This is a genomic window from Pseudomonas sp. PD9R, from assembly GCF_019200975.1.
Taxonomy (GTDB): domain Bacteria; phylum Pseudomonadota; class Gammaproteobacteria; order Pseudomonadales; family Pseudomonadaceae; genus Aquipseudomonas.
This window is the reverse complement of the sequence record NZ_JAHTMR010000002.1, coordinates 639,005-657,914: the sequence shown is the minus strand read 5'-3', so window position 1 is coordinate 657,914 and position 18,910 is coordinate 639,005. Positions and strand designations below refer to the sequence as shown.

The following is an 18,910-nucleotide window of genomic DNA, read 5'->3' as shown; positions in this document are numbered from 1 at the left end:
ACTTGACCCGCACGCTTCGTAGTCAGGCCGGCAGAGAACGACCCAAAATGGCCAGTCGATGAGGCATTTCCGATACTACAATCGCTTCAGATAGATGAAGGTTACGAAGCCAAAAATCACAATTAATGAAATCAGCCATAGACAGACAGCCCGCCTACGAGACGATTTGATGTAGGCAATATCTCCGTTATAATCTTTATTGTTTGAAAATATAAGATTAAGGTCTTCAGAACTGATTAGATCAGTATATCTATTTTGGAAGCTTTTGTAGTTTCTCTTATATCGCCTAAGCTCAGAGTTGGTTTCGGTTACCGCGTATGATAACACCAACACAGAAACAAACATTAGCAAAAGAAAAATACTGTATGCACCATCATTTAATATTGGATCTGTAGTAGTCTTGCCTAAAGACCTGATCAAAAAGACTGAAAAAATGAACGAGCACACAGAAAAAATAGAGCCTCTGAGATATGAGTTTATATTTTTTGACACATCTGAAGCTTTTTCTGAAGACTTCTGAATTTGCTCGCTTAGCTTGTTCTTCAGGTCGACGTATTGCTTGAGGTTTTCCTTGAGATAAATTACATAATTGGAGTATATAGCTTCGAGGCATCCTGGCTTCAGGTCCAGCAACTCACCGCCATTTACATGGATAGAAATTACGTTCCTGCATATCCCAAGCTTATCAACAACATTACCATCAGTGTATGCCCAGCTATAAATATCAAAAAAAACCTTGCTGTTTTCGGTGGCAATTTTATCTAAGCTAGGCGCTTGAAAGTTTGCGGTTTTATAACCTTTCAGCAGAATCGAAATGCTTTGATCAGCCTCCCCGCGAGTAGTGTCTGCAAGGTAAGAGGCACAGATGATAGTCTGTAGCTTCCTAAAAACTAAACATACCCCATCGTGCGGAAGCTCCTCAGAAAACTTAAAATCATCGGGGATTAACCTCTGAATGACCTCCAAGTAAATATTACATGCCTTAGAGCGCAAGCCGATAATCTTGTCTCTATTAGGATTTTCCGGGCTTTTAGGGGGAATACTCGATAAGCGCTTTGGGCCGAACACAAAAAGCCCGGTAGCGTAGGGTTTGTGCAGTTCGAAACATTCGAGATAATAAGCTCGGCTTGACAATGCCAAGATTTTCTCAAAAGTCTGCACTAATCCTCCATCTTTCCAGCCACTTACCATTAGATCCAAGCTATAGACTGAAATTGTGAATGACTCAATTTTTTTCGAGACTGTTAATTCAATTTTTCCAGGCAGTCCAATGCTGTCTAATGTTTCGGCGAACTCAATTAGCTCTTCCGTTTGTGAGCTATTCACAGCTGTGGAGAAATCACTATTGTCGGGCTTGTAGGAAAGGCTAAATGCATCTCTCGGGCTGATTTGGTTGAGCGCGACTCGAAGTTTCTCTAGATCGACGTGCGTTGCAGAAACTCGAAAGTCAATTCTCAGAGCACGTTCGTTCTCTACACTCTTAAGATGTATAGCACTGGAATTTAATGCGTAAAAAATATCATTCAATTTCATTTTCGCTAGCCTTGCGATGAAAGGCTTCGTAACCTTGATCTGAGTAGATTTTCAGATATTTTCGTCCAGCATCTTCGCCAGTGTTGAACATGCCAGTAAAGTCGTTAATCTCTCCAGTAATTCGAAGATCAACATTTTCAGCAAGATTGATTTGCCGCTTTATGCGCGCCTTGATGATCTTTGGCGCTATGGAGAAAAGGGTATCAAAACCTTTTCCTTTTTTGGGGAGTTCCTTTGCTTCAGCAATCAGTTTCTCCATACTTACGTCTAAACTGTCGGGCTTGTAGCCACTAAACAACTCATCAATCATATCCGGAAAGCTACATTGCTCCCTTGTCGTATAATAGCCAACCAAGGAGTTTCGAAGCGTCCAATAGTCAGTTTTTGACTTGGGCTGTATACGATTTTTAAGAAGCGACTCTAAGGCTAGAAATGATTTTAGAGTATTTGTTTCTGGAGAGGAAAGCGGAGTCAAACATAGGAACGCATTCCACCAGTATTCCGTAAGAAGCGGGCTGCTATCACTAATTACAACGATGGGATCTAGTTGGTCACCAATTACTTTAAATGTTGCGCATTTTTGAGCCCTTTGTTTTTCCGGAAGACCCGCACTACGCATCAGGGTAGCCTCATTGAGGAAATCCGCATGGTCTACCTTTACGAGGACTATGTGCTCTTCCCCGTTAACAGTGAAATGGCAACAGAGGAGACTTCCGTCTCGCAATTTGGTAAAACCACCAAGCTGATCTTGTTTTTCAATCTCACAATTCAATAGGCGCTCTGTAAATTTTACAGCAGCACTATTAAAGTCACTGCCTATTAGCTCCTCAAGAAGTTTTTTTATAAAACCATTGTCATCAAGCTTAAAAGTCTGGCTTCTCGTATTGTCAATTATATCTTCTAAAAGACGGGTGAGATAATATCTTAGATCCGTCTCGCTGGTCTCATAATATGGCTTACCGAGAGAGCGGTCATTAAGTTGAACTTTTTGCAGAGCCGAGTTGTGCGTAACCATTGTTCTTTTCGGCGATGCAACAAATTCAGCTGTTGCTAGCTCTGTCGCCAGATCAGCCTTCCCTGCTTCGTTATTCAATTCAGTCCCTTCCTAGCATGATGGCGTTATGCTCATCGTACTCCAGCAATTGTTTAGTGTCAGCAGCGCAGGCTGGAGGCAGAGCGTTGCGGGAAGCGTCCCGGATTTCAGGGGTGATTGACTGGCCGGTTTTGGCCGATTGCTACCTATCGCCACGGCATAAATCGAAAGTTCTTTACCGGTCATGGTTGCGAAGGGTGCTGGTCAAATCCAATGCAATCGTTGGTCGGATTCAATGCAAATGACTGGTCAGCTCGAATGCAAACGGGTGGTCACCTGGCCTGCAATTTCGCCCTACCTAAGCATGCTTAATAAATGAATAAATTCAACCGAACCCGCCGCTGTCGCTGAGGGCGGGTTCGGTGGCTGTGCACTAGCCTTTGCAGCATCCTGGCGAGGTACGTGGTACATCATCAGAAGTCGCCCCCTCCAGTGCCGCAACAAGATTTCTGACTTGCCGAAGCCTCCAAACGATCATCAGCCTCATTGAAATCCGAGTTGCATATACCTGTCTCAGGGAGAACCAGCTCAACCCTCTTGGCCGCATCCCAATCACCTGCCAATGCGGCGACGACAGACCGAACCTGCTCATACCCAGTCATCAACAAGAACGTAGGCGCCCGGCCATAGCTCTTCATCCCCACAATAAACATACCTTCTTCAGGATGGGCCAGCTCTATCGCGCCATGGGGCCTGACCGTACCGCAGCTGTGTTCGTTGGGATCAATCATTGGAGCAAGCAACACTGCGCTTTGGGTCGCGGGATCAAGTGAGATACGCAGCTCGGAGAGCAGACTCAGGTCTGGGCGGAATCCAGTCGCCACAATGATTTCGTCCACAGGTGGAAGTATCTGGTCTCCCACCTTCACGACCAGTCCTTGGCCATTGCCTGCAACCTGATCGATAGCGACGTTTTTGAACAACTCGATCACGCCGTCATTCAGCAACTGGCGAATCTTCAGGCCGAGCTTTCCGCGCTCTTCCAATTGATCATTCGCACCACCACCCAGAATGCGCTCAAGAGAATTACCTCGGATCGCCCAGAGCACTTTGGTTTGCGGCGCCTCCTGTGTCAGCCGCACCAGATCCTGGAGGGCGTTAAACGCGGAGTGACCACCACCCACCACCAGCACTCTTTTGTTGGCATAGCGATTCCGCGCACGACCCAGCACCTCCGGAATGCCGTATGAAATGTGCGCCGCATGCTCGATCTCGCCCAATGCAGGGATGCCATGGGCGCCCATCCAGTTTGGTGTCAGGTAAGTGCCCGAGGCATCAATGACAGCACTGGCCAGTACATCCTGTTCACCCGCTGGCCCTGCGACACGCAGTAAAAAAGGAGCTGCCGATCTGCACTGGGTCTTCAGCACATCCTGACCGACACGAGTGGCTGCCAGAACATGGGTATTGAGCTGCAAGTGACGCTTGATCTGTTCGAGGTCCGCGAGAGGTCGAACAAACCGGTCCAGCAGTTCACGACCCGTTGGATATTCGTTATCCGGTGGTGGAGTCCAACCATTGGCCAGCAGAAGTTTGACCGCCTCCTTGTCCACATTGAACTGCCACGGAGAAAACATCTTCACATGCGCCCATTCTTCAATGCTGGCCCCAGCTTCCGGACCAGCTTCCAGGATCAGCGGAGTGATACCTCTGGCCAGCAGGTGAGCGGCTGCGGCGAGGCCCACTGGGCCCGCTCCAATGATAGCAACGGGAAGGCGAGTGCTTTCCATGATCGACTCCTTTTTCAGGCTGGCTGATTGTTCGGAAACAGGCGCTCAACAATCGCGCAGTCGAGCCAGCGTCCTTCCAGGCAGGCGTGTTTTTCATATACCCCCACTTGGCGGAAACCACAGGCTTCGCATAAAGCGAGACTGGCGTTATTGAAGGTGAAAATGCGGGAAAGGACTTTCCAGAATCCGCGAACTTCGGCTTCTTTCAGCAGTGACTGAAGTAACTGTTTGCCGAGCCCCTGACCGCGAACAGCGCGGTCCAGGTAAATGGAAAAATCCGCAATGCCGTCGTAACAGGCACGGGCGCGATAACTACTGAGTCCAGCCCAGCCAACAACCTGATCCGCCTCATCGACCATGACCAACACTGGATAACGCTCCATTGAGTGGATGCGATCAAGCATGTCTGCCGGGCTTCGAGGAGTCGTTTCAAACGTAGAGCTACGCTCCTCGATTCCCTGGTTGTAGATGGCGGCTATTGAAACAGTGTCTTTCGGCTCAGCTAAACGAACTCGCATTGTTGGAGCCCCATTACGTTGGTAGTAACAACATTATTGGCAAAAAAAGGGAAACTCTTCCCTTTTCAATCTTTGCTCTTCACGGCTGGGCAGCACTCACTCACGAGCCCGCAGCGAATCTCCGTGGCCCTCGTAATCTGCCTCAGCAAACTCAGCGCTCCCTGCCTGGCTTCAGGCGAGAGGTTTTCGATCATCGCTCGTTCCTCAGCAATCAGATCAGTTCTGATCTTCGCGTAAAGCTCACGTCCAGCGTCTGTTGCCTGAATTCGCACTGCACGCCGATCTTCATCATCCTCAACACGGGATACATACCCTTTGCGTTCCAGGGTATCGATCACACGACTCGCCGTGCTCTTGTCCAAGAACATTTCTTCCGCCAGGACCTGAAGGCGCAATGCGCCCCTTTTGACCAGCGTTTCGACGGCATAGCACTGGGTTACAGACACGTCGTAACAGCAGATCCGATCTCGATCACGGAATTGATGGACGCGAACCAGTTGGTTCAACGCCTCGTACAAGTCCTCGGAATCCTGAGTCAGCTGATCGTTTTTACCATTCGTCATAACCGTCACAATTTAGTTGTTAGCTGCAACAATAATCCTGGTATCTCGGAATCGTCAACACCGATCTCGGTTGACGGTAGCCAGACGAAGGCGCTAGCTTGTTGTTACTGACAACTAAAAGTGAATGCACCGGTCGTGACACTTCCAGAGCAGATTCATCCTCCGGTCAATCGCTCCAGGCTCGTATGGGCTATGGGTTTCACCCAAATTCTTGCTTGGGGTACGACCTATTACTTACCGGCAGTGCTTGCGGCTCCGATAGCCAAAGAAACAGGGTGTTCCATCACCAGCGTAGTGGGCGGCCTGTCCTGGGGAATGCTGGTAGCCGGAGCTTCCTCGCCGGCAGTTGGTCGTCAGATTGATCGTCATGGCGGACGCTCCGTCCTGGCCGCCAGTTCACTGCTGCTAGCGCTCGGTATGCTGGTGCTGGGACTGGCTGGCAACGTTGCAACTTACTACCTCGCATGGACTCTGATCGGCGTCGCCATGGCAGCGGGTTTATACGACGCTGCTTTTTCAACCTTGGGACGACTTTTCGGCGAGGGGGCTCGAACGTCAATTACCGGGCTGACCCTGTTGGGTGGCTTCGCCAGCACCATCGGCTGGCCGGTGATAGCGGGACTGGAGAGTTGGATCGGTTGGAGGAGCGCCTGCTTCGCCATCGCAGCAGCTCACTTGCTAATCGGATTCCCTATTCATGCCCTGTTGATTCCTGGAAGCACAAAACAACCGCCTCACCCCGTCATAATTGAATCACCCAATGCATCTGAACCTCGTCCCAAGACCATCAATCATCTGTTCTTGTTGATTGGTGCCATGCTGACGATTCTGGCGTTGGTCGTATCAGGTATCTCAGTACACCTGCTCAATGTCCTTAAGCAGCTGGGGAGCGCGACCGCTGTGGCCTTGGCTATCGGCATGGTGATTGGCCCCTCGCAAGTTGTGGCACGGGTGGCAGAGTTTTCCATAGGCAGAAACCTCCACCCAACTTGGTCCGCACGCGCTGGTGTGTTGCTTTGTTTGATCGGACTTGGACTGCTGATATCAGGCCTGCCTTGGCTGGCCTTCGTGGCGATTGCACTTTACGGCGCAGGTAACGGCATCCTCACTATCGCTCGCGGTACTCTTCCATTGGCGCTGTTTGGGCCTCAAGGGTATGGCACACGAATGGGGCGGCTCGCAAGGCCGATACTTGTTGCCCAAGCCTGCGGTCCCATCGCCGCAGCTTTCATTTTGCAACGCCATGGGGCATCAGTATTGCTTGGAGTGATGTGTAGCTTATTGTTGATGTGCTTCATTGCCAGCTGGCGCTTACCGACAACTCAAAAACCCATTGAGTGATGTAGCTTAGAAGCAGAGTTGACCATGAAGCTCGATGAACTCGACTGTCCGTTTTCGGTCGATTCTGTTGAAAAAGTCGGCCAGGATTTGCGCTTCAGAAAAGTACGCGTCCGAGATTGAAATCTTTACTTTTGGCAGAGGCTTCCGGACTCGGATTTCACGTAGCAGCGTGCAAAAAAGGCGTTTTCACTAGTCAATGATCAGGCAGTTTGGACAGTTCGACTTTTTCAACAGAATCGGTCAAAAGCAGACGTTCATATTTCCCTCGAAATACTTTCTCGGTAGACGACCCCAAGCGTCTAGAGCGCGTTTAAGCTTTAATTGTTTCCTTTGGAGCGCAGCGAATCTAAATCGAATCGCCATCCTACTGAAATTCTGAATTCCGACTACAGAAGCGCTAAAGGCCGCACGAGCCCCTCAGGGGACCGTTTCGCCTCCAGACTCACGCACGCCTAAACTTTTAAACGAAACGCTCCTGCGAGGCCGTAGAGAGTCTTCAGAACAACAAACAGCCTAGGTTTACATTTCGGTTTCAAACCCGTGGTGGATTTTGGATGAAAATCTGGAATTGGGTTTACATTCGGGGAAAATTGGATGAAAAACGAGTGAGTGTTTACATTTTTCGAAATTCTGGAAGATTTCGGAGAGGTGATCGTAGGTGACTGCGTCAAAAACCCTTGCAAAAGCTGGATTTTTCGTGCAAAAAGAAATTCGAAAGGTAGGTCTTTATGTGTTTACATATATAGATCTTAAGGATTAACGAATCTGTGAACCGATCACACAAAACCACTGCACCACGGGCCAGCGCCGGGCGGATCACTTCAGCCAGATGCTGGGCGCGCGCCGCGAACACCAGCAGCAGCTCGGTGTCCGGGTTCATCCCTTCATCGACCGGCGCGAGCAGCACCTCGCGGATGCGCTCGGCCAACGGCGTGCCACCCGGCTCGCGGGTCAGCAGCACCTCGATACCGGCGGCGCGCAGACGCTCGGCCAGGTATTCGCGATTGGTGCTCTTGCCCGCGCCTTCCGGGCCTTCCAGAGTAATAAACAAGCCAGTCACAGGCAGTCCTTAGTCAGTGTTATTGCGCGCTTTGCGGTTCGGATTCGGGCGCTGGTGCAGGTTCTTGCGGCGGCACTTGCGGCAGAGCCTCCGGGGCGGTATCGGGCGAGGCAGCCGGAATTGGCGCCGGACCTTCCGGGGCAGGGGCGTCGGACGTATCGGACGCTGCCGCTGGTGCCGGGCTTGAACGGTAATCGGCCCGGCGCTTGAGCTGGTACTCCCGCACGGCGTTGTTGTGAGCATCCAGATCATCGGAGAACACGTGACTGCCATCACCGCGAGCGACAAAGTACAGGCTGTTGCCCGCCACCGGATTCAGCGCCGCATGGATTGCCTCGCGGCCAACCATCGCAATCGGGGTCGGCGGCAGTCCGGCAATCACGTAGGTGTTGTAAGGCGTCGGCTCCTTGAGATGAGCACGGGTCAACTTGCCGCTGTAACGGTCGCCGAGGCCATAGATCACCGTCGGATCGGTCTGCAACAACATGCCGATCGCCATGCGCCGCACAAACACGCCGGCAATCTGCCCGCGCTCCTGTGGTACGCCGGTTTCCTTTTCCACCAGCGAGGCCATGATCAACGCCTGGTAGGGGTCGGTGTACGGCACGTCGGCCGCACGCTGGTCCCACTCTTTGGCCAGAACGTCATTGAGACGGTCGTAGGCGGTTTTCAGCAGCTCGACATCGGTCATGCCACGCACAAAGCGATAGGTGTCAGGGAAGAACCGCCCTTCTGGAAAGATCCCGGTATGGCCCAGTTTGTCCATGACCTGGGTGTCGCTCAAACCCTCCAGGGTGTGATCGAGTTTTTCTTCTTTGGCCAGTGCCGCGCGCACCTGATGGAAGTTCCAGCCTTCGACCAGCGTCACGCTGTACTGCACCATTTCGCCGCGCTTCCACAGGTCGATCAGACCTTCGACCGTCATACCGGGAAGCATGCGATATTCGCCGCTGTGCAACGGTTGCTTAGGCAGATTGAAGCGCCAATACACACGTAGCCAGAAAGCGTCCTTGATGACGCCATCGGCTTCGAGTCGATAAAAGGTGCGGGTCGGTGTGGTGCCTTTGGGCACCTCCAGCAGTTCTTCCTGAGCAATATTCAGCGGCTGCACCAGCGCCGAATGAATCTTCCAGGCAGAAGCGCCCAACATCAGCCCTGCCAGAACCAGTCCGGTTTCCAGCAGCAGCAAGAATTTACGTCTCACGTATCAAGCATCCAGTAGCGCGCGGGCAATGGTTTGGAGTTTACGGGTGAGCGGCCCAACCGGCCAGCTCAGTGCGGCATAAGCATGCACCGGCCAAATGCCATACACGCTGTTGCAGACAAAGACTTCGTCAGCCCATTGCAGCTGTTCGAGGGTGATGTCAGTGACTTGTGTAGGAATGCCCAACGAATCGGCTTGAAACAATAATTCGGCACGCATCACCCCTTCCACGCCGCAGCGCTTCAGATCGGCGGTGATCAACACGCCATCTCGCACCAGGAACAAGTTGCTGAACACGCCTTCGATCACACGGCCAGCCAGATCGAGCATCAAGCCTTCGGCGTGCTCGCTGTCCTGCCATTCGGCGCGGGCGAGGACTTGTTCAAGACGGTTCAAGTGCTTGAGACCGGCGAGCAGAGGCTGAATGGAAAGTCGCGTAGCGCAAGGGAACAGGCGAATCCCCTGCTCGGCATGGGCGGCGGGATAAGCCGCTGGTGGGTTACCCGCCAGGATTCGCCGGGCCTGGATTGAAGGATCGAAGGCGTAGCCACGTAGACTATCGCCGCGCGTGACGATCAGTTTAAGTACGCCTTCATCCAGCTCAGCGGCATAGTTCAACAGCTCGGTGGTCATCGCCTCATGATCGAGGTTGATTGACAACCGCTGGCATCCCCTGGCCAAGCGCAGAAGATGACGATGCAGCAATACCGGAAAGCCATCGCGCACAGCAATGGTCTCGAACAGACCATCGCCATAAGCCAGGCCGCGATCCTTCAGCGACAAAGCGTCAGCCGGCTGACCGTCGACCCAGCTGTCCATCAGCCTGCGAACCGGCGGAACACCAGCGAGCCGTTAGTGCCGCCAAAACCGAAGGAGTTGGACAGAACCACATCGATATCCATGTTGCGCGCGGTGTGCGGCACGAAATCGAGATCGCAACCTTCGTCCGGCTCATCAAGGTTGATGGTCGGTGGCGCCACCTGGCTGTTGATCGCCAGCACACTGAAGATCGCTTCGACCGCACCTGCGGCACCCAGCAGGTGACCGGTCATGGATTTGGTCGAACTGACCGCCAGCTTGTAGGCGTGATCGCCGAACACCGACTTGATGGCATTGGCTTCCGCGAGGTCGCCAGCAGGAGTCGACGTACCGTGGGCGTTGACGTACTGCACTTGATCGCCATTGATCCTGGCGTCGCGCAAGGCGTTGGTGATGCAGCGAGCAGCACCCGCGCCATCGGCCGGAGGCGAAGTCATGTGGAAGGCGTCGCCACTGGTGCCGAAACCAATCAGCTCGGCATAGATGGTCGCGCCGCGAGCCTTGGCGTGTTCCAGCTCTTCCAGAACCAGCGCACCGGCGCCATCGGACAGCACGAAGCCGTCACGGCCCTTGTCCCATGGACGGCTGGCCCGGGTCGGCTCGTCGTTGCGGGTCGACAGTGCGCGCGAGGCACCAAAGCCACCCATGCCCAGGCCACAGGCTGCCATCTCGGAGCCGCCGGCAATCATCACGTCGGCTTCGTCGTACATGATGTTGCGCGCAGCCATGCCGATGCAGTGCGTACCCGTGGTACAGGCCGTGGCGATAGCGTAGTTAGGTCCCTGTGCACCCAAGTGAATGGACAGGAAACCGGAAATCATATTGATGATCGAGCCAGGCACGAAAAACGGAGAAATCCGTCGTGGGCCGGAATCATGCAGCGTACGGCTGGTTTCTTCGATATTGGTCAGTCCGCCAATGCCCGAGCCCATGGCCACGCCAATGCGCTCACGGTTGGCGTCAGTGACTTCCAGACCGGAATTGCGTACTGCCTGAAAACCTGCGGCCAGACCGTACTGAATGAACAGGTCGAGCTTGCGCGCTTCCTTGACCGACAGGTATTCCTCGACATTGAAGCCCTTTACCGAGCCGCCAAAACGGGTGGAATAGGCAGAAAGGTCGGTGTGTTCGATCAGACCAATGCCACTGCGGCCAGCCAGAATGCCCTGCCAGCTGCTTGGCACATCAGTGCCCAGTGGCGACAACATACCCATACCGGTGACTACGACGCGTCTACGCGACACAGCACTCTCCTTTTTTCAAATGACGACTTTGCATCAGGCCTAAAGAAAAAACCGCACGCCGTGATGGCAGTGCGGTTTTTCCATGACAGCAAGCAACGATTACAAGCTATTAAGCCTGATGGTTCGTAACGTAATCGATTGCAGCTTGTACAGTAGTGATCTTCTCAGCTTCTTCGTCAGGGATTTCGGTCTCGAATTCCTCTTCCAGAGCCATCACCAGCTCAACGGTGTCAAGGGAGTCGGCACCCAGGTCTTCAACGAAGGAAGCAGTGTTGACCACTTCTTCTTCTTTAACGCCCAGTTGCTCAGCAACGATTTTCTTGACGCGCTCTTCGATGGTGCTCATACCTTGTTTTCACTCCTAATGGACAAATTCAGGCAGCTGGCCAGTGGGTAAGTGTATAGAAAGACTTTTCAGCTTTTCAACTGAAAGCTTCACTCCTCAAACCCTGCGACCCTCTGCCTATAAATAGATTGCAGCTTTATAACGGATTTTAGACAGCTCGTATGACATTTTTTTGAAGCAATCCGTCACATTTAACTCATGTACATCCCGCCGTTCACCGGGATTGTAGCCCCAGTAACGTATGCCGCACCGTCGGATGCAAGAAAAGCGACCACAGACGCGATCTCTTGTGCTTGCCCCAAACGACCCAGCGGAATTTGCGTCTGCAAGGCTTCACGCTGTGCCTCGGGCAGTTCGCGGGTCATATCGGTGTCGATGAACCCTGGGGCCACCGAGTTTACCGTAATCGATCGCGAACCGACTTCACGCGCCAGTGCACGGCTGAAACCTTCCAGACCGGCCTTGGCGGCAGCGTAGTTTACTTGGCCTGCGTTGCCCATGGCACCCACAACCGAGCCAATACTGATAATTCGTCCCCAACGGGCTTTGGTCATACCACGCAAAACGCCCTTGGACAGGCGGAACAGACTGTTCAGGTTGGTATCGACAACGTCATGCCACTCGTCGTCTTTCATGCGCATCATCAGGTTATCGCGGGTGATGCCGGCGTTATTGACCAGAATCGCCGGCGCACCGAACTGCTCCTGAATGCTTGCCAGGACAGCCGCCACGGACTCGTCGCTGGTGACATTGAGTTCCAGGCCAGTACCCTGAATACCGTTTTCCTTCAGGGTGGCGGCAATGCGCTCTGCGCCAGACGCGGAGGTCGCGGTGCCAACAACGATGGCGCCCTGACGACCCAGTTCCAGGGCGATAGCCTGGCCGATACCGCGGCTTGCGCCGGTGACCAGTGCAACTTTACCTTGCAGACTCATGCAAGCTTCTCCTGATTCAGGCCAACGCTGCGCGGGCGGCAGCGAAAGCGTCTGGGGTGTTTAGGTTGGATGTCGATACGCCTTCGGCGCAGCGCTTGTTCAGACCGGCCAGTACTTTGCCCGGACCACATTCGATCAATTGAGTCGCGCCCTTGGCTGCCAGCGCCTGGACCGATTCGACCCAGCGCACAGGCTTGTAGAGCTGCTCAAGCAGATCGCGCTTGAGTGTTTCCAGATCGGCCGGCACAGCGGCACTGACATTCTGGACCACAGGAATCTGCGGCGCCTTCCAGTCGATCGAGGCGATCGACTCGGCAAAGCGTTCGGCCGCCGGGCGCATCAGTTCGCAGTGAGACGGTACGCTGACCGGCAAGGGCATGGCGCGCTTGGCACCACGCGCCTTGCAGCCTTCGATGGCGCGCTCGACCGCAGCCTTGGCACCGGCGATAACCACTTGGCCCGGCGAGTTGAAGTTCACCGCGCTGACCACTTCGCCTTGCGCCGCTTCGACACAGGCTGCCAGCACGTCAGCATCCTCCAGACCGAGGATGGCGGCCATGCCGCCCTGCCCGGCCGGAACGGCTTCCTGCATCAACTGACCACGACGCTCCACCAGTTTCACTGCGTCGCCCAGGCTCAGGCTGCCCGCCGCGACCAGCGCGCTGTATTCGCCCAGGCTGTGACCGGCAACGTAAGCCGGACGCGCACCGCCTTCAGCCAGCCACAGACGCCACAGGGCAATCGAAGCGGTCAGAATGGCCGGCTGGGTTTTATCGGTTTGATTGAGTTGCTCTTCCGGCCCTTGCTGGGTCAGTGCCCACAGGTCGTAACCCAGAGCATCGGAAGCTTCTTTGAATGTTTCGAGGACAACTGGATGTTGCGCGCCCAACTCGGCCAGCATGCCGAGGGACTGCGAACCTTGCCCTGGAAAGACGAATGCGAGGGAAGCAGACATGTAACAAGCCCCTAATGATCTTGTCGTCGGAGAATTGACGTCCCGCTGTGGGGGACGCAAGAAACTGACAGTTGGATGGCCAATTGAACTAAGCGGTCACATTTAAGCATTGTCCGACGAAAACGCCTAAAGCAACAAATCCTCCAGACGACCGTGAATGCGTTCCGGAAGGTTTTCCTGGATCTCGATCAGGGCACGCTGAATGGCACTCTGGAAACCCTGCACCCCGGCAGAACCGTGGCTTTTCACTACAATTCCCTGCAACCCGAGGAAGCTCGCACCGTTATGCCGAGCCGGGGCCAGATCGGCTTGCAGGCGCTTCATCAGCGGCAAGGCCAATGCGCCGACCATGCGCGATGCGACATTTTTCCTGAACAACGCCTCGATGCGCCCGGCAATCATGGTTGCCAGGCCTTCACTGGACTTGAGCAGGATATTACCGACAAAGCCGTCGCACACCACCACGTCCGCCTCACCGCGATATAAACCATCACCTTCGACAAAGCCGATGTAGTTGATGCCACGGGCCGCCTGCAACAGGGTTGCAGCCAGCTTGACCTGCTGATTGCCCTTGATGTCTTCGGTGCCGATATTAAGCAACGCCACGCGCGGTCGAACGATGCCCAGGGTTTCCGCAGCTACCGAGCCCATCACCGCAAACTGCAACAGGTGTTCAGCACTGCAATCGACATTGGCGCCCAGATCGAGCAACTGGCAGTAACCCTTCTGCGTCGGAATCGCCGCGACCATGGCCGGTCGATCAATACCCGGCAGGGTCTTGAGCACAAACCGCGACAGCGCCATCAGCGCACCGGTGTTACCGGCACTGACACAGGCCTGGACCTTGCCATCACGCAACAACTCAAGCGCCAAGCGCATCGACGAGTCAGGCTTGCCACGCAGGGCCTGGGATGGTTTTTCGTCCACGGCGATGACTTCGGACGCCGGAGCAATCGACAGGCGCGCGCGATCTACAGCCGATTGGCCAGCGATCAATTCTTCAAGGAGGGAGGGTTGACCGACGAGGGTCAGGTACAGCGAGGGCGTAGCAGACAGGCAAGCAATGCTGGCCTGAACAATGCTGCGGGGACCGAAGTCCCCGCCCATTGCGTCAATCGCGATGACTTGAGCGGACAAGTGATTACTCGTCAGCGCCCTTGTCGATCACTTTACGGCCACGGTATACGCCTTCTGGCGATACGTGGTGACGCAGGTGAACTTCACCGGTGGTTTTTTCTACAGACAGGGTGCTAGCCTCGAGAGCGTCGTGCGAACGGCGCATGTCACGGGCAGAGCGGGATTTTTTGTTCTGCTGAACAGCCATAATTGATTAACTCCTAAACGTTTGGGTCACGCTTTAACTGCGCCAATACACTGAACGGGTTGGACCGCGTTACCTCGTCCTCGCTCGGTTCGGGCTCATCTGCTCCCGCCGGCTGCTGGCATTCTTCCGGATGATGAGCAGGCACAATGGGCAAGGCGAGCAGAAGCTCCTCCTCGATCAGTGACTGCAGATCCAAAGGATCTTCGCCCAGTTCCAGCACGTCATAACCTTTCGGCAACGACTGGGTATTCGCACCCTCCTTCACCACAGCATAACTGCACTCGCTATGGATCGGCAGGGTGACCAGCTCAAGACAACGCTGGCAAACCATTTTGACTTCGGTGTCGATAAAGCTGTGGATGACCACAGATTTACGTTCATCTCGTTCAAAAACGAATTTAGCCTGCACCGTACCGACATTGTCGGAAAGCGGGTCGCAGAGTCTCTTCAAATCGGCCAGCAGCATTTCACCTTGAAGGGTGGTGCCACGATCAGCCAATTTGCGCGGGTCAACGTGAGGTGGAATCGGGTCATTCAACATAGGCGCAGCATTATAGGGATGCACCCGCCCATGTCAAAGGAAATTCAGCCCTGTCCGTCACTTGGAAGCCCCGCTAGAATTCTCGCCTGCCATTTGGAGTTGCCCATGCTGCCTTTATTACTCGCTTCCAGCTCGGTCTATCGCAGGGAATTGCTGGCCCGCTTGCAGCTGCCGTTCACTTGCAGCTCGCCAGACATCGACGAAAGTCATCGCCCTGGCGAGACTGCCATTGATCTGGTCAAACGCCTCGCCGAGGAAAAAGCACGCGCACTGGCCGGCATCCACGGCAATCATCTGATCATCGGTTCCGACCAGGTCGCCGTCCTCGAGGACAGAATTATCGGCAAGCCTCACACCTTCGAAAACGCCCGCGAACAATTACTGGCATCCAGCGGCACCAGTGTCACCTTCCTGACCGGCCTGGCGCTGCTCAATAGCCAGACCGGCCACTGCCAAGTCGACTGCGTGCCTTTCACCGTACACATGCGCACACTCGATACAGCACGCATCGAACGCTACCTGCGCACCGAACAGCCTTACGACTGCGCCGGCAGCTTCAAGGCCGAAGGCTTGGGCGTGAGCCTGTTTCAAAGCACCGAAGGCCCGGACGCCACCAGCCTGGTAGGCCTGCCGCTGATCCGCCTGGTGGACATGCTGCTCGCCGAAGGCGTGCAGACACCCTGAAAAGCAAAAGATCGCAGCCTTCGGCAACTCCACACGAAATCCATGTAGGAGCTGCCGAAGGCTGCGATCTTTTGATCTTGAATAAACCCGCCCGAATCAGCGCAACGACGGGCCGTTAAACCCCATCCACATCGCCAAATGCTCAGCCACGCTAGCCCCGAGCTTTTTCGAGAAGCGATCGAATGGTGATTCCTGAACCGTGAAATCCACCAGCTCTTTTTCGCCGATCACATCACGCGCAACCGAACTGGCATTGCCCAACCCATCGATCAACCCCAGCGGCAACGCCTGCTCGCCATTCCAGACAAGCCCGGAAAACAGCTCCGGATGCTCTTTGTCTTTCAAGCGATCGCCACGACCCTGCTTGACGCTGTTGATGAACTGCTTATGGGTTGTGTCGAGCACACCCTGCCAGAACGCGGTTTCTTCAGGCTTCTGCGGCTGAAATGGATCGAGGAACGATTTGTGCTCGCCAGAGGTATAGGTGCGACGTTCGACACCCAGTTTCTCCATGGTGCCGACGAAGCCGTAACCGGCTGCTGTTACGCCGATGGAGCCCACCAGGCTTGCCTTGTCGGCATAAATCTGATCAGCCGCACTGGCGATGTAATACGCCCCGGAAGCCCCCAGATCCGAAATCACCGCATAAAGCTTGGTATCCGGATGCAGACCGCGCAACCGGCGAATCTCGTCATAGACGTACCCGGACTGTACCGGGCTGCCACCCGGGCTATTGATACGCAAGATGACACCCTTGACCTTCTCATCCTCGAAGGCCGCACGCAGGCTGCCAACGATGTTATCGGCGCTGGCAGGCTCCTTGTCGGCGATCATGCCGGTCACGTCGATCAGTGCCGTGTAGTGGGCGCTACGGGTCGCAGCCTTTTCCATGTCCATCAGTGGCGTGAACAGGAGCAACGCGGCAAACAGGTACACAAAGGTCAGCAGCTTGAAGAAAATCCCCCAGCGACGGGACCGACGCTGCTCCTGCACACCGGCCAGCAGCGTTTTTTCCAACAGCTTCCAGCTCTTCTCGTCACCGCTCTCTGCGCTCGCCTTGACGGGCGCCTTCCATTCGTCGGTCATGCCATTTACCCCAGCAACAACGTATTAAGCCCGCTGACTCAGCCAGGCATGCAATTCTGAAAAGCGATCAATCGCCAAACGTGGCTCGAACAGCTTCAACGCATCGATCGACTGAGCGCCATAGCTGACCGCCACCGAATCCATACCGGCATTGCGCGCCATCTGTAAATCGAAGGACGAATCACCGACCATCAATGCTTGCGCAGGAGCCACCTCGCAATGCGCAAGAATTTGCTCAAGCATCAGCGGGTGCGGCTTGCTCGCTGTCTCGTCGGCCGCACGAGTGATGTCGAAGTAACCTTCCCAACCGTGGGACTTCAACACCCGATCAAGCCCGCGACGTGCCTTGCCGGTCGCCACAGCCAAATGAAAGCCCTCGGCACGAAACGCCTCGAGCGACTCGACTACACCCTCGAACAACGGCGAAGGCACCGCTTCCGAAGCAATGTAGTGATCCGCATAGTGCTGCCGAAAAGCTACCAGTTCGGCATCGCCGATTTCCGGATACAGGGTGCGAATCGCCTCCGGCAGACCGAGACCGATAATGCCCTTGACCGCAAAATCATCGCGCAACTCAAAACCGGACCGCTCGGACGCCACGTGCATCGCCTCGACAATCCGACCAATGGAATCGGCCAGCGTGCCATCCCAATCGAAAATCAGCAGCTTGTAATCAGAGGGGTGCACTCAAGCGCTCCACGGTCTTGGCCCACATTTCGTCGACCGGCGCCTGAAGCTTCAGCTCGCCACCATCGGGCAACGGCACGGTCAGCATGTACGCATGCAGGAACAGGCGCTTGCCGCCAAGATCACGAATTTCTTTACTGAACCCTTCATCGCCGTACTTGGTATCGCCAGCAATGCAATGCCCGGCGTGCAAGGTGTGAACACGGATCTGGTGAGTGCGGCCGGTGATCGGCCTGGCTTCGATCATGGTGGCAAAGTCACCGAACCGACGCAGGACTTTGAACACGGTCACAGATTCCTTGCCCTCTTCCTCGTCGACCTCGACCATGCGCTCGCCGGAGCGCAGATTGCTCTTGCCCAGCGATGCACGGACTTGCTTGATCGAACTCGCCCAGTTACCGCGGACCAGCGCCATATAGCGCTTATCGACGCCATCACCGCGCAACGCCGTGTGCAAGTGACGCAGCATGCTGCGCTTCTTGGCGATCATCAGCAGGCCAGAGGTGTCTCGGTCGAGACGGTGGACCAGTTCAAGCTCCTTGCAATCCGGACGCAACTGACGAAAGGCTTCGATAACGCCGTAGGTCAAGCCGCTCCCGCCGTGAACAGCGATGCCGCAAGGCTTGTTGATCACGATCAACGCCTTGTCTTCGAAGACAATCGAGGCTTCAAGCCGCTGGAGCAGACCTTGCGCCAATGGCACCGGCTCGTCGCGCTCAGGCACACGAACCGGCGGCACGCGCACGATATCGCCCGCCTGCAGCTTGTATTCGGGCTTGATCCGACCTTTGTTCACTCGCACTTCGCCTTTGCGCAAAATGCGATAAATCAAGGTCTTGGGCACGCCTTTGAGCCGCGCGAGAAGGAAGTTATCAATACGTTGGCCGGCATATTCCGGCGAGACCTCAAGCAGTTGTACGCCTGGGGTCGAGGGGGCAGTAGTCGTCATGGCGCGGATGATAACAATTTTTTATGGAATTGAAGCACTTAATCATTGCTGCTATAGTCGCGAACGCCGCCAAAAGCGGCCTGGACAGCGGACTAACGGTCAAAAACCGACCCTGACCAACGCAATTCACCAGGGCGCGAGGCCGTCCTACGGGGCTTTCGCTACGTAACGGTGGAGTTTGCAGGTGTAACGAGCGCAGGTGACATGAGGCCTGAATCAAGCCGCAAAGCAGGGTTTTCACTCGCTTTACGAGCCAATATTCACGGCCAGTTCACAAAGTGCAGTCAGCTGCGAATGA

Annotated in this window: 19 protein-coding genes and 1 pseudogene; 2 read left to right on the top strand and 18 right to left on the bottom strand. The window is 54.8% G+C overall.

What is annotated here, in order from left to right; all coding sequences use genetic code 11:
- Positions 1-75 precede the first annotated feature (75 nt).
- The 5 genes from KUF73_RS07525 to KUF73_RS07505 form a co-directional block, all read right to left on the bottom strand.
- Positions 76-1,533: a hypothetical protein gene (locus KUF73_RS07525; RefSeq protein ID WP_218437400.1), complete on the bottom strand. Its 1,458-nt coding sequence runs from the start codon at positions 1,531-1,533 to the stop codon at positions 76-78.
- Positions 1,520-2,626 (bottom strand): nucleoid-associated protein, encoded by a 1,107-nt coding sequence (locus KUF73_RS07520; RefSeq protein WP_218437399.1) that lies wholly within the window; start codon positions 2,624-2,626, stop codon positions 1,520-1,522. The genes KUF73_RS07525 and KUF73_RS07520 overlap by 14 nt, the downstream gene beginning before the upstream one ends.
- A 413-nt stretch (positions 2,627-3,039) precedes the next feature.
- Positions 3,040-4,356, bottom strand: a complete 1,317-nt coding sequence (locus KUF73_RS07515) for an FAD-dependent oxidoreductase (protein WP_218437398.1) — start codon at positions 4,354-4,356, stop codon at positions 3,040-3,042.
- Between the two features lie 14 nt (positions 4,357-4,370).
- Positions 4,371-4,874 (bottom strand): arsinothricin resistance N-acetyltransferase ArsN1 family A, encoded by a 504-nt coding sequence (locus KUF73_RS07510; RefSeq protein ID WP_218437397.1) that lies wholly within the window; start codon positions 4,872-4,874, stop codon positions 4,371-4,373.
- Between the two features lie 65 nt (positions 4,875-4,939).
- Entirely contained in the window at positions 4,940-5,437 is a 498-nt protein-coding gene (locus KUF73_RS07505) for a MarR family winged helix-turn-helix transcriptional regulator (protein ID WP_218437396.1), read from the bottom strand.
- A 192-nt stretch (positions 5,438-5,629) separates the two neighbouring features.
- Between KUF73_RS07505 and KUF73_RS07500 the strand changes: the two genes are divergently transcribed.
- Positions 5,630-6,778: an MFS transporter gene (locus KUF73_RS07500; RefSeq protein ID WP_218437395.1), complete on the top strand. Its 1,149-nt coding sequence runs from the start codon at positions 5,630-5,632 to the stop codon at positions 6,776-6,778.
- 760 nt (positions 6,779-7,538) lie between these two features.
- On the opposite strand, the pseudogene tmk reads toward KUF73_RS07500, so the two are convergent.
- The 10 genes and pseudogenes from tmk to KUF73_RS07450 form a co-directional block, all read right to left on the bottom strand.
- Positions 7,539-7,838, bottom strand: a pseudogene (gene tmk / locus KUF73_RS07495) (dTMP kinase); the annotation flags it as partial.
- 19 nt (positions 7,839-7,857) lie between these two features.
- On the bottom strand, positions 7,858-9,042 hold the full coding sequence (mltG, locus tag KUF73_RS07490) for an endolytic transglycosylase MltG (RefSeq protein ID WP_218437394.1): 1,185 nt from the start codon (positions 9,040-9,042) through the stop codon (positions 7,858-7,860).
- Between the two features lie 3 nt (positions 9,043-9,045).
- Positions 9,046-9,861, bottom strand: a complete 816-nt coding sequence (gene pabC / locus KUF73_RS07485; RefSeq protein ID WP_218437393.1) for an aminodeoxychorismate lyase — start codon at positions 9,859-9,861, stop codon at positions 9,046-9,048.
- The gene (fabF, locus tag KUF73_RS07480; RefSeq protein WP_218437392.1) at positions 9,861-11,105 is read right to left on the bottom strand and encodes a beta-ketoacyl-ACP synthase II; all 1,245 of its coding nucleotides are present in this window, start codon (positions 11,103-11,105) and stop codon (positions 9,861-9,863) included. Before fabF ends, pabC begins: the two co-directional genes overlap by 1 nt.
- A gap of 109 nt (positions 11,106-11,214) precedes the next feature.
- On the bottom strand, positions 11,215-11,451 hold the full coding sequence (gene acpP / locus KUF73_RS07475; RefSeq protein WP_003442511.1) for an acyl carrier protein: 237 nt from the start codon (positions 11,449-11,451) through the stop codon (positions 11,215-11,217).
- A 191-nt stretch (positions 11,452-11,642) separates the two neighbouring features.
- Positions 11,643-12,386: a 3-oxoacyl-ACP reductase FabG gene (gene fabG, locus KUF73_RS07470; protein WP_007942004.1), complete on the bottom strand. Its 744-nt coding sequence runs from the start codon at positions 12,384-12,386 to the stop codon at positions 11,643-11,645.
- A gap of 16 nt (positions 12,387-12,402) precedes the next feature.
- Positions 12,403-13,341 carry an ACP S-malonyltransferase gene (fabD, locus tag KUF73_RS07465; protein WP_218437391.1) on the bottom strand — a complete coding sequence of 313 codons (939 nt, stop codon included), beginning with the start codon at positions 13,339-13,341 and terminating at the stop codon, positions 12,403-12,405.
- A gap of 126 nt (positions 13,342-13,467) precedes the next feature.
- Positions 13,468-14,478, bottom strand: a complete 1,011-nt coding sequence (plsX, locus tag KUF73_RS07460; protein WP_218437390.1) for a phosphate acyltransferase PlsX — start codon at positions 14,476-14,478, stop codon at positions 13,468-13,470.
- Between the two features lie 4 nt (positions 14,479-14,482).
- A complete protein-coding gene (gene rpmF / locus KUF73_RS07455) occupies positions 14,483-14,665 on the bottom strand; it encodes a 50S ribosomal protein L32 (protein WP_003179396.1) in 183 nt (60 codons plus the stop codon).
- A 13-nt stretch (positions 14,666-14,678) separates the two neighbouring features.
- Positions 14,679-15,206, bottom strand: coding sequence for a YceD family protein (locus tag KUF73_RS07450; RefSeq protein WP_008066540.1), 528 nt, complete (start codon positions 15,204-15,206; stop codon positions 14,679-14,681).
- A 105-nt stretch (positions 15,207-15,311) separates the two neighbouring features.
- Here KUF73_RS07450 and KUF73_RS07445 point away from each other — a divergent pair, with 105 nt between their 5' ends.
- Positions 15,312-15,890, top strand: a complete 579-nt coding sequence (locus KUF73_RS07445; protein ID WP_218437389.1) for a nucleoside triphosphate pyrophosphatase — start codon at positions 15,312-15,314, stop codon at positions 15,888-15,890.
- Between the two features lie 96 nt (positions 15,891-15,986).
- On the opposite strand, the gene KUF73_RS07440 is transcribed toward KUF73_RS07445, so the two are convergent.
- Genes KUF73_RS07440 through rluC form a run of 3 tightly spaced genes read right to left on the bottom strand, consistent with a single transcriptional unit; the run spans position 15,987 to position 18,612 of the window.
- A complete protein-coding gene (locus tag KUF73_RS07440; protein ID WP_218437388.1) occupies positions 15,987-16,976 on the bottom strand; it encodes a S49 family peptidase in 990 nt (329 codons plus the stop codon).
- A gap of 24 nt (positions 16,977-17,000) precedes the next feature.
- A complete protein-coding gene (locus tag KUF73_RS07435) occupies positions 17,001-17,663 on the bottom strand; it encodes an HAD-IA family hydrolase (RefSeq protein WP_218437387.1) in 663 nt (220 codons plus the stop codon).
- Entirely contained in the window at positions 17,650-18,612 is a 963-nt protein-coding gene (gene rluC / locus KUF73_RS07430; protein ID WP_218437386.1) for a 23S rRNA pseudouridine(955/2504/2580) synthase RluC, read from the bottom strand. The genes KUF73_RS07435 and rluC overlap by 14 nt, the downstream gene beginning before the upstream one ends.
- Positions 18,613-18,910: the final 298 nt, after the last annotated feature.